15 protein-coding genes are annotated in these 9596 nt (G+C 71.7%); 9 read left to right on the forward strand and 6 right to left on the reverse strand.

What is annotated here, in order from left to right:
* Nucleotides 1-57: 57 nt before the first annotated feature.
* The 4 genes from ABD350_RS08810 to ABD350_RS08825 form a co-directional block, all read right to left on the reverse strand.
* Complete coding sequence (locus ABD350_RS08810) at nucleotides 58-276, reverse strand: hypothetical protein (protein WP_344347254.1); 219 nt, start codon at nucleotides 274-276, stop codon at nucleotides 58-60.
* An 88-nt stretch (nucleotides 277-364) separates the two neighbouring features.
* The gene (locus tag ABD350_RS08815; RefSeq protein ID WP_344347255.1) at nucleotides 365-1771 is read right to left on the reverse strand and encodes a hypothetical protein; all 1407 of its coding nucleotides are present in this window, start codon (nucleotides 1769-1771) and stop codon (nucleotides 365-367) included.
* A 147-nt stretch (nucleotides 1772-1918) separates the two neighbouring features.
* On the reverse strand, nucleotides 1919-2101 hold the full coding sequence (locus ABD350_RS08820; RefSeq protein ID WP_344347256.1) for a hypothetical protein: 183 nt from the start codon (nucleotides 2099-2101) through the stop codon (nucleotides 1919-1921).
* Complete coding sequence (locus tag ABD350_RS08825; RefSeq protein ID WP_344347257.1) at nucleotides 2098-2343, reverse strand: hypothetical protein; 246 nt, start codon at nucleotides 2341-2343, stop codon at nucleotides 2098-2100. Before ABD350_RS08825 ends, ABD350_RS08820 begins: the two co-directional genes overlap by 4 nt.
* A 165-nt stretch (nucleotides 2344-2508) precedes the next feature.
* Between ABD350_RS08825 and ABD350_RS08830 the strand changes: the two genes are divergently transcribed.
* A complete protein-coding gene (locus ABD350_RS08830) occupies nucleotides 2509-2808 on the forward strand; it encodes a hypothetical protein (RefSeq protein WP_344347258.1) in 300 nt (99 codons plus the stop codon).
* A 119-nt stretch (nucleotides 2809-2927) separates the two neighbouring features.
* Here the strand turns inward: ABD350_RS08830 and ABD350_RS08835 are convergent, their stop codons facing one another.
* A complete protein-coding gene (locus ABD350_RS08835; RefSeq protein WP_344347259.1) occupies nucleotides 2928-3320 on the reverse strand; it encodes a hypothetical protein in 393 nt (130 codons plus the stop codon).
* A gap of 81 nt (nucleotides 3321-3401) precedes the next feature.
* The gene (locus tag ABD350_RS08840) at nucleotides 3402-4448 is read right to left on the reverse strand and encodes a helix-turn-helix domain-containing protein (protein WP_344347260.1); all 1047 of its coding nucleotides are present in this window, start codon (nucleotides 4446-4448) and stop codon (nucleotides 3402-3404) included.
* A gap of 300 nt (nucleotides 4449-4748) precedes the next feature.
* On the opposite strand from ABD350_RS08840, the gene ABD350_RS08845 reads away from it, so the two are divergent.
* The 8 genes from ABD350_RS08845 to ABD350_RS08880 all read left to right on the forward strand — a co-directional run bounded on the left by ABD350_RS08845 (nucleotide 4749) and on the right by ABD350_RS08880 (nucleotide 9330).
* Nucleotides 4749-4997, forward strand: coding sequence for a helix-turn-helix transcriptional regulator (locus ABD350_RS08845; protein ID WP_344347261.1), 249 nt, complete (start codon nucleotides 4749-4751; stop codon nucleotides 4995-4997).
* Between the two features lie 214 nt (nucleotides 4998-5211).
* A complete protein-coding gene (locus tag ABD350_RS08850; protein ID WP_344347262.1) occupies nucleotides 5212-5403 on the forward strand; it encodes a hypothetical protein in 192 nt (63 codons plus the stop codon).
* Nucleotides 5400-5603: a hypothetical protein gene (locus ABD350_RS08855; protein WP_344347264.1), complete on the forward strand. Its 204-nt coding sequence runs from the start codon at nucleotides 5400-5402 to the stop codon at nucleotides 5601-5603. The genes ABD350_RS08850 and ABD350_RS08855 overlap by 4 nt, the downstream gene beginning before the upstream one ends.
* A gap of 210 nt (nucleotides 5604-5813) precedes the next feature.
* Entirely contained in the window at nucleotides 5814-7349 is a 1536-nt protein-coding gene (locus tag ABD350_RS08860) for a hypothetical protein (protein WP_344347265.1), read from the forward strand.
* A gap of 1 nt (nucleotide 7350) precedes the next feature.
* Nucleotides 7351-7533 carry a hypothetical protein gene (locus ABD350_RS08865; protein WP_344347266.1) on the forward strand — a complete coding sequence of 61 codons (183 nt, stop codon included), beginning with the start codon at nucleotides 7351-7353 and terminating at the stop codon, nucleotides 7531-7533.
* A gap of 95 nt (nucleotides 7534-7628) precedes the next feature.
* Nucleotides 7629-8210, forward strand: coding sequence for a hypothetical protein (locus ABD350_RS08870; RefSeq protein WP_344347267.1), 582 nt, complete (start codon nucleotides 7629-7631; stop codon nucleotides 8208-8210).
* A complete protein-coding gene (locus ABD350_RS08875) occupies nucleotides 8207-8719 on the forward strand; it encodes a hypothetical protein (RefSeq protein ID WP_344347268.1) in 513 nt (170 codons plus the stop codon). The genes ABD350_RS08870 and ABD350_RS08875 overlap by 4 nt, the downstream gene beginning before the upstream one ends.
* Nucleotides 8716-9330: a hypothetical protein gene (locus ABD350_RS08880; RefSeq protein ID WP_344347269.1), complete on the forward strand. Its 615-nt coding sequence runs from the start codon at nucleotides 8716-8718 to the stop codon at nucleotides 9328-9330. The genes ABD350_RS08875 and ABD350_RS08880 overlap by 4 nt, the downstream gene beginning before the upstream one ends.
* Nucleotides 9331-9596: the final 266 nt, after the last annotated feature.

Consider the following 9596-nt stretch of genomic DNA (forward strand, 5'->3'; position numbering starts at 1 on the left):
TCCCTTCCTGGGCACGGGGTCGGCCGCCGGTGTGGGCGGCCGACCGGATGGGTGGGGTCAGAAACAGGCGTCGCAGGTGCAGTGCGGGCGAACAGGGAGGCCGGGGCCGTTTCCGCCGCCGCAGTGCTGGAACAGCGGCCAGTGCTGGACGGGGCCGGCGGAGTCGCAGCAGGGGCCCGGGCGGGGGTTCTCCTGGCGCATCCGCCGGTACTCCTCCTGGTCGGTGGGCATGATGACCGGTTCGAAGGCCGGGGGCCGCTGGGGGGCAGCGGACATCTCGTGATCCCTTCGGTGAGGGCCGGCCGCGGTGTGCGGCCGGCCGGGGGTGAGGGGCACGGGCCGGGTCGAGCGGCCCGTGCCGGGGTCAGCGCTCCTCGTCGACGGGCCGGCCGGTGGCGTCGACCGCCGGGCCGCGGGAGATCAGCTCAACGCGTGTCTCGGGGCTCGGGGTGAAGGTGGAGTAACTGGGGTGCTCGCCGGCCGGCGGGACGGTGTGGATCCGCAGGTAGTTACCGGCGTGGCGGTACTCGACCTTCCAGACCAGGCGCTCGGCGCCGTACCAGTCGACGAGGCATCCAGAGCGCAGGGTGCGGGCCTCGACCGGCCCGTGGTCGACATCGGACTGCTTCCCCTCACCGGGCATGGGAAGCGCGGTGTGCGTCAGCCGGATCTCGACCGCCCGAACTTCGACGCCGGGCTGGGCGAGGGCCTGCACGTCGGCGACGTACCTGTCGACCTCGTCCCGGTTATCCAGGGCGGAGGTGACGACGTTCCCGAACCACTCCCCGCCGTCCTTGCGCCACTGGATGCCGTACGAGATCTGGTCGCGCAGGCGCTCCGGGGCCGGCGGCTGGGCCTCTGCGCCGGCGAGCACGTCGTTGGCTGCGTCGACGTTCCGCTGCATCGCCTCGGACATCAGGGCCGGCGCTGCCGGCGTCTCGTCGATGACGCGGATGGTGTCGGTGAAGACCGAGTCCAGGCCCTTGCCGTCGCTGATCGCGGCGGAGTTACGGCCGATCAGCCACGGTTCGCGGTTGACGCGGCGGCGGATGGTCGACGGCTCCGAATTCCGGGTGGCGGTCTTCGCTTCGATGAGGTCGCCGGCCTTTACCTGCACCGGGAACTGCGTCCACTCCGACTCGGGGACCGGGATGACGGGTGCCGGGCGGTGCGCGAACACGCAGAACACCGAGCGACGTTCGACCGTCCAACCTGCTTCCCGGAACTTGTCGGCGGCGATCTGGAGCTCCACCTTGAAGGGTTCGCCGTCGCGCTCGCGGATGTCGCCACCGAACACCCAGTACACGGCCACCCGGCCGTTACCGCGCGGGTCGACCATGAAGCCGCGGACATCGTGGCCCTCGCCGGGCTCGAAGTCGTCGGTCAGCACGGCGAGCTTCAGGTTGCCCAGGGCCTCGATCGCGGCACGGGTGTCGGAGCCGTCGGCGTGCACCGGAAGGCAGCCCTTGGTGACGCCGGCGTGGGGGACGACGACACCCTCGACGACCTCCGGGGCCGGCGTCTCGCCCGCGGCCGGCGTGGCCGGCTCGACGGCGCCGCGGGCGGCGTTGAGCGCGTCCAGGATCTGCCGGCCGAGGGCCGTCAGGGTGGACTCGGTGGGGTGCATGATGCCCCGGTTGACGAGGGCCTTCTCTGTGACGACGGCGCAGCTGAGGATCCGGCCGTTCGCGCCGCTGCGGATCGCGGCGAGCATGTTGCCGCTGAGGTTGTACCTCCGAATGAGGGCGTCGGCGGTGTGTGCGGTGTGCATGGTCGGTGCTCCGTGGGTTCGGGGCCGTCCGTTCCGGCCCGGTGTAGCTACACGGTACAGGCGGCGTGTAGCTACATGCAAGGGGGTTTGTTGGGGGAATCTGTCGGCGCCCCGGTCAGGTCGAGGGACCGGGGCGCGGCGGGGTGTTCAGCGGGAGCTGGGTCGGTGCTCGTCGCACCGCCAGCCGGCCGGGTACCAGCGCGCGGGCTTCCCGCACAGCGGCCGACCGGTGTCGCACTTCCCGCGGCGCATGTAGCGCGGGGGCTCGGCCGGCGTTTCGACCTCGGGGGTGTCGACGTTGCCGGTCGGCTGCTCGAGGGTGGTCGTCACTTCGACAGCACCCCCCTGGCGAACCGCGGCACGCCGGCGGGGGTCATCTCGAAGATTCCCTTTTCGATCAGATTCCGGACGGTCGCGGGCGAGACGTTCCCCGGGTCGTACTGGTAGCCCTCCGGGCCGCTGCCGTGCTCGCCGTTCATCCTCACGTACCGCCTGAGGGCGCGGATCTCGCCGGCGGTGAGGTGTACGATGCGGCCGTCGGCGAGGGCGACTTCGCGGGTGCGCTTGGTCATGGTCGGTCCTTCCTGATGTGGGGCCGCTCTCGGCGGCCCGCGTAGCTACACAGTAAGGGGGATGTGTAGCTACGCGTCAAGGTGTGCGCGCGGGGGCCGTGTATCTACACGACGGTGCGTGTGTCTGCTTGCACATGTAGCTACATGACCTGTACGGTGGCCGGCATGGCACCCGGATACCTGCCCGACACCCACACCCCGCCCCGCCAGATTCGTATCGGTGACCAGTGGTATGAGTTCCAGGCCGCGCTTGAGCTGATGGGTGAGACCCCCGTCGGCGGCGGCAGCGCTCGCGCCGAGAACCTGCGCGCATACCTCGACTGGTTCCTCCACAAGGAGGGCGCCGCCATGCCGACCCGGCCGCCGGCCGACCTAGTCCCGAAGATCAAGCGGCGCGCCCGCCAGATCAAGAAGGAGGCCGAGGAGAACGCCAAGGCCCGGTCCGCTGCACGGAGGAAGGCGTAGCGACGACCACCCCGAATGCTCAACGACGTGACCGCCGCAAGTACCACTTCGGAGGCCGACAACTAGCCAGCACTTTCACACCCTTACGGGCCCCAGCCGCACCTGGTTGGGGCCCGTCGTCATACGCCGGTCGATGCCGTCGGCTCCTCGATGGTGTACGTGGTCGTCTCCCGGACCAGGCGCCGTTCCGCGGGCGTGCCGTCCCGCCGTACCGGATGGCTCTGGTTGAGCGCTTCGTACCGCTCGACGGCGAGGCACCGGACCAGATGCCAGGTGCCGGGCGCCCACTCGTCGGCGACATCGTCATGGGTCTCGACGGTCCAGCGGTACCGTGGCGGCTGTGCTTCGGTGCCGCTTTCATCCGGCCTCGCCTCGGCGGCCAGCCGGCGCAGCCGGACCAGTGCGGCATCGTCATCGCCGGTGAACTCGTCGCCGTGCGATGCCATCTGCTCGGCGGCCAGATCCAGGGCATACGCGAGGAGCCGCCGCTCGGCGTCAGAAAGATCGAGCATGGTCACCTCTTCAGGCTAGGCAGGGGGTCCGACAGATGGCTGGGCCCGACCGCGCGCAAGTCGAGTCCCGCCGACGCGTCGTCAGGTGCCCGGCACGTACGGGCGGTGGTCCCGTCCGCGGATGTGCTCACCGCGCCGCGCCCGGATTGCGGCCCGGGCGGCGGCCAGGGCCTCGTTCGGCGGGACGGCGTCCGGGACGGTCGGCGCGGTGTACGTCGGCGGCGTGTATGTCGCGTCGGCGGCCATGGACGCGGCGACGGCGGTCGGGTCGGGGAGTTCGGCCAGGCGGTGCAGGTATACGGCGACGAGGGACTTGGCGCTGCGGGTGTCGTCGGTGAGGTGGCGCTGCAAGGCGCGCGGGGTCCAGCCGGCGGCGTACGCGTTCCGGACCCCGGCGACGAGGCGCTCCCTAGTGGAGCGGTTCGGCACCTGACGGCCGTAGGGGAGGCCATCGACGAAGGTGGTGGCGGGGTCGTCCGTCACCGAATGATCGTCTCCCCCTCCCTCGCCCGGTATCCCCACGGCGGCCGGCGCAGCCGATGTCGGCGCGGCGTCCAGGAGGGGGGCATCAGAGGGGTGGTTCTTAGGGGATGTTCGGGGGGCTTCAAGTCCCCCCGTGCGGGACTCGTAGTCCCCCCGTTCGGGACTGTCAGTCCCCCCGTCGTTCTCTTCGCGGGGGGACTGCGAGTCCCCCCGCCCCTGCGACCTGGTCTTACCGGCGTCGGCGCGCTTCTTCCGTTCCGGTGCCGGCGGGATGTCGGGGCGGTCCGCCGGTGTCAGCGGGGGGAGGCCCGCCTGGATCCGTTCGGTGTTCATCCGCTCAGGGTTCGGGAACCAGCTGTAGGGGATGAGGAGGTCCCAGACGATCGGTCGGCGGTCGGCGCGGAGGTAGCGGGCCGCGGACTGGTCGCCCCTGGCGATGAGGCCACGGGTCTCGAGTCTGCGCAGCACGCGCTGCACGGTCTTCGGGTCGGCCAGGGCGGTCTGCGCGATCGTGTCGCGCGACGGGAAAGCCGTGCAGCCGTCGGCCCGGGCGCAGCGCTCGGCGAGCGTGACGAGGACGATCCGTTCCAGGGTGTCGGCGACGGGCGCGTCCTTTAGCGCCCACAGGATCGGATCGAGACTCACCGGGTCACCCTCATGGGGTGCGCACCGGGCGTCGGAGTAAGTACCATCGGAGGGTCCTTGCGATATGGGGACATTGCTCGGCGGGCTCCCGACCCGCCGCGCGCCTACGTGGACGGCTGCCGGACTCTCACCTCCGGCGGCCGTCTTGGCGTTTACGGCCCAGTAGGACCCCTGTAGTATGCCCCCCTGATGGGGTCAAACTCAACGAGAGTGCTGGTCGGATAGGGGGTGACAGGAGTCGTGCTCATCGCTCAACCGTTACCGTTGTTCTCGCTACCGCGAGGACGAGGAGTTAACGACGTGCCCCACGACAGCGACCCGTATCTCGACACCGCCCAGGTGGGAGACAGGGCCGGCGTCCAGCCGGGCACCATTCGTCTGTACCTGAAGCGCACTCGCAAGCGTGTCGCCGACGGGCTCCCCGTGCGCCCCGCCGACTTCCCTCTGCCGGATGATCAGGCGCAGCGCTCGCCCGTCTGGCGCTCCTCCACCATCGATGCATGGCTGGCGCACCGCCCCGGTCGCGGCCGGCGCACACCTGACGTCTGACGAACTCAACGACCTTGACCCGTAGTTGATTTCGCCCTAAGTTTGACCCCATCACGGGATCAAACTTCCTCGTGAAAAGTGGCCCTGCCCGGTGTTGGAGCACCAGTCAGGGCCGACCCCGGCCGGTGTTGGAGCACCGACCGGGGCGGGTCGCCCGGCGATGGAGCGTTGGGCGACCTGATCACACCGCCTGCCAGTACCAGGAGGAGTGACCGTGTCCAACGGTACCGACCCCAGGGGGCGCCGCGCGCCCCGCCCCAGTCGGCTCATGGCCGAGCCTGCCACGCTCCGCGCGTGCGCCGCAGACCTGCGCCCCAACGATCCGACCGCGCCGAACGGGCGGCAGGCCGCCGCCGGGGCGGCCCGCAACCAGCTCGCGATGACCCGAGCGGCGGCCCGCCGATGAAGAAGATGAAGAACCCGTTCAAGGGCGCGCAGACCAGCCGCAGCTACCCCGCCGCCGGCGTCACCGTCACCGGCCCGGCCGACCGCTTCCGCCGGGCCAAGACGTCCGGGGCCCGCCGCACCGCCAAGAAGGCGGAGAACTGGGAGACCGGGGACCGGCAGCAGACCGGCCCCTGGTACCGCTACCGCTCCAGTCGCTGAACCATCCCCGGCCGCCCCGGCAGCCAACCGAGCCGGGGCGGCCGGCTCCCACGCGGCAACGGACTCCTTCCCCACCACTTCCAGCAGCCGCTCGCCGGCCGGGAATCCACGCCGCTGCGCCCTGGTCACCGCAGCTACAGACCAGCGCACCCCCCTCACCACCTACCCGTGGCGCGTCCGTCGCCGCTGACCCGCTCCCGGAGGAGCATCGTGATCGCTGACCAGCTGACCCGGTGGGCCACCACCGAGCCGTCGCTGGCCGTCCTCGCCATCGGCCTGCTGCTGCTCGCCGTGCTCGCCGCCAGCTACCTCATCGCCCGCCGCACCGGCGCCTCCGTCTTCGCCGCAGCCATCGGCGCGATCGTCTGCACCGCCTACAGCGGAGACACCAGTTGGGGATTCGCCCGCGACCACCTCGGCATGGCCAGCCGCGGCGAGCGCCTGTTCATGTTCGCCGCCGGCGAGATCGCGCTCGTCGTGTGCGGCGTCATGGCACGCACGAACAAGCGGGCAACCGCCGCCGAAGGCGCCGCCGGCACCCCCGGCGTACCCGGCGTCCTCGTCTGGGTCATCGCCAGCGTCCAGATCGTGCCAGCCTTCACCGAAAGCGGTTGGTGGGCAGGCATCGTCCGGGCCTTCTTCGGCCCCATCATGGCCGCCCTGCTGTGGCACCTCGCGATGGGCCTTGAGATCCGCGTCCGCAGACCCGACGCCCTCTCCACGGGCCTGCCCGCCCAGATCGGCCACGAACTGCGGGAGCGCCTGCTGTCCTACCTCGGGCTCGCCGTCCGGGGCCGGACCGCCGCGCAGGTCACCCGCGACCGGGCGACCGCCCGCGCGGTACGACTCGCATCTCGTCGCTGGCTGGGCCCCTGGGGGAGGGCTGCGCTCAAGGCATCCGTCGCCCGCGCAGCCGTCGGCACGAGCGGAGAGCAGCGACACCAGCTCCTCCAGCTCCTGGCTGCGCGCCGCAGCGCCGATCAGCTCCGCACGATTGACGTCGTCTCCCCGTGGACCAGCACCCCCGCAGTGGCCCCCCACCCGACCACCCCGCTCGGCGTAGCCGGCGCCGAACTGCGCGCTATGGAGCCTCTCGACGCGATCCGGCGAGTGCACGCCGCGCACCCGGATGCGACGGATGCGGACCTCGCATCCCTCGTCACCCAGCACGGCGTGCCAGTCACCCCGACGTTGGTGAACATCGCCCGCCGGCCCCGGGCTGCGCAACCGCCGCTGCACCCTATGCTCACCACCGCATCGCACTCGAGTGCGCATCCGTTGGACGCTGCCGAACCGCGAGGCGCACAGGACGACTTCGAGACGGCAGCCGCATCCGCCATCGCAGTTGCGCAGCCGTCCCCTAGTGCGCAGCCGCCCGGGAGGGATGCGCACCCGAATGCGCTGATCCTGGACCTGGCCCCCATGGGGGCACCGCATCCCGAAGTGTGCGCACCTGCGGCAAGTGCGCAACCGTCCACACCCCGGCGCACCGTTGCCGAGCAGTCGTCCGACACCCGCCGCATGGTGCACCTGCCGCTCCCCGACGAGCGGCTGATGCGGGATGCGAGGGAGCTGAACATCCGCTCCCTCCGCGAGCACAACCGCAAGGCCCCCCTCCGCCTGTTGCAGCGCGAGTTGCGCATCGGCCAGCCGAGGGCGCAACGCATCCAGCCCCTGCTCGCCGACAACCTCGCCGACGCCATCGCGGAGGCGGCGACCGACATGACCAACGCGAAGGAGGCCTGACGTGGCCACCACACCCGACGACGAGGACGCCAGGGACGAGAAGGAGGACTGGCTCGACAACCTCCTCGACAGCGGAGACCCGGCGGCCCCCGTCGACGACATCCTCGACTCCGACGAGTGGTCCAGCCAGCGCATCCAGCGCAACCGCAACCGCACGAAACCCGAAGACGGGCCCGACGAGTGACGGATGCGCAGCCGGGCCCCGACGGACAAGAGCTGCGCACTCGTTACCACCTTCGCCGTCTCGGCGTCCGCCCCTTCGGCCACGAGGACCCCACCATGCCCACACCCGACCAGCCCCGTCCCCGTCCCATCACCCCCACCCGTGTTCTTCCGGCCGGCGCGCCGCTGCCGCCGAGACCGCCCGAGCCCGGCGAAGAGCCACCGTGGCGCACCCCGCCGCCCCCGCCCGTCGTCACCAGCCCGCCCCCTCCCGCACCGCCACCTCCACCGCCCGCCGAGGTCGTCGTCCACCACCACCACGTGCACGAAATCGTCCAGGGCCCGGTGGAGGAGGAACGTCCGCCGCGCCTGTGGGAGCGGCTATGGGACGCGCTGCTCACCTGGCGGATGGTCGCCGCGCTCCTTGCTGCTCTCGTGCCGTGGGCCGTCGGCCGGAGCCCGGTCGGGATCTGGGCTCACACCGTGCACCAGGCCAGGGCCGAGGCCGGCATCCTCGCCGCCTACGTCATCGCAGGCGTCGCCATCACCGCCGCCTGGGCCATCGACCACCACAGCAGCCCGCCCGGCCAGCCCAGCCGCGCCCTGCCCCGTTTCTTCCTCGTCGTCGCCCTGCTCGGCGCCCCCGGCGTCCTCGACTGGTACGACGGCCTCACCCTGTTCACCGGAGTGCACCGATGACCGGCACCACCACCCTCACCGTCAGCGGTCTCCTCGCCGCCGTCCTCGTTCTGATTGCCAACCTGCGGCCCTGGTGGAAGGGCAATCGGGAGATGAAGCTCCTGGTTCCCTTCGGCCGGGGCTTCGGCGCCGCGGCCTGCGCCGCCGCGTGCCCCGGCGGCATCCTCGGCTGGACCCACACCCACGCAGCACCCGTCGCCAACCGCGCGGGAGCGCGCGCCAGCGACGCGGCGACCGGCACCTCATCCGCGAGCGGACTGACCACTGGCCAGCTCGTCGGCCTCGGCGCCACCGGCGCCGGCGTGGTCATCGTCGTCGCGTTCCTCACCGTCGTCGCCTACAAGGAGGCCGGGACGAAGGACCGGCGCCGGATCATCGGCGGGGTCTTCGTCGGCAGCGTCCTGACCCTCACGGCCGGGGTCACCGGCGCCCTCTTCTGGCTGCCCAGCGCCCTTAACGGCATAGGTGACGCCGTGGTCGCCGCCGTGCAGAGTTCGGGGCTGCTGTGACTCGCCTTGCTCGCCCCGCTGCCCGGCTCGCCACCGGCTCCGTCACCGTCGCCCGCAGCCTCGGCCGGCGCGCCGCCGCCTGGGTCGCACGCGGTCGCCGCGCCGACCTCACCGGCTGGCGGGCCGTCCTCGGCTGCTGGCTCCGGATCGTGCTCTTGGCCATCGGCCTGTACCTGCTGTGGCGCATCGTCCGGGCTCTACCCGCTCTGATGTGGCTGTTCGCCGGCAGTTGGACCGTCGCCGCCTGGCGCGCGGGGAAGACCACCGCCCAGGCGGCCGTCGGAGCCGACGAGGAGGGCGCCGCGGAGGCCGCTCCGGTGCTCGACCGGGAAGCCGTCCGCACCCTCCTGCTGACCCTCATGGGTAGCGGCTCCGGGGTGCACCTCCGCACCGTCCTCGCCTACCTCAAGCGGCACCCTCCGACGGCCGCCCTGACGGCCGACTGGACGGTGACCGATCTGCGCGTCCGATTGACGGCTCTCAAGGTCACGGTTGACCGCAGCGTGAAGGTTGGCGGCGTGCCGACGTGGGGTGTCCGCCGGAGGGACCTCGACGACCCCTCCCCGACCACCGCCCAGGAGACGTCTACCGAAGCATCTACCGCGGCCTGACCTGCGTGTCTACCGGCTCATCTACCCACCGTCTCCCGCTGATCTACCGAGGCATCTCCCCCCAGCGCCGGATAGTTGACCACTCCGCGCCGCCCGCCCCCATGCCGGGTCCCGCCGTCCCTCCCAGGCGGCGGGACCTGCCGCGTTATGACGGCCACTGCCCGGCGTACCGATGGGGGCCATACCGTGCCGGTCGTCCTGTTTGTCATTGAGCTGACCTCGATCAGGGGTGGGCGGGTGCGGTGGTCGCGTCCGGGCCCCAGGAG

This window comes from Streptomyces nogalater (assembly GCF_039532885.1).
Lineage (GTDB): Bacteria > Actinomycetota > Actinomycetes > Streptomycetales > Streptomycetaceae > Streptomyces > Streptomyces nogalater.

Coding starts and splice junctions, on each gene's coding strand:
- ABD350_RS08810 (WP_344347254.1), bottom strand. CDS start 276: ATGTCCGCTGCCCCCCAGCGGCCCCCGGCCTTCGAACCGGTCATCATG.
- ABD350_RS08815 (WP_344347255.1), bottom strand. CDS start 1,771: ATGCACACCGCACACACCGCCGACGCCCTCATTCGGAGGTACAACCTC.
- ABD350_RS08825 (WP_344347257.1), bottom strand. CDS start 2,343: ATGACCAAGCGCACCCGCGAAGTCGCCCTCGCCGACGGCCGCATCGTA.
- ABD350_RS08830 (WP_344347258.1), top strand. CDS start 2,509: ATGGCACCCGGATACCTGCCCGACACCCACACCCCGCCCCGCCAGATT.
- ABD350_RS08835 (WP_344347259.1), bottom strand. CDS start 3,320: ATGCTCGATCTTTCTGACGCCGAGCGGCGGCTCCTCGCGTATGCCCTG.
- ABD350_RS08855 (WP_344347264.1), top strand. CDS start 5,400: ATGAAGAAGATGAAGAACCCGTTCAAGGGCGCGCAGACCAGCCGCAGC.
- ABD350_RS08870 (WP_344347267.1), top strand. CDS start 7,629: ATGCCCACACCCGACCAGCCCCGTCCCCGTCCCATCACCCCCACCCGT.
- ABD350_RS08875 (WP_344347268.1), top strand. CDS start 8,207: ATGACCGGCACCACCACCCTCACCGTCAGCGGTCTCCTCGCCGCCGTC.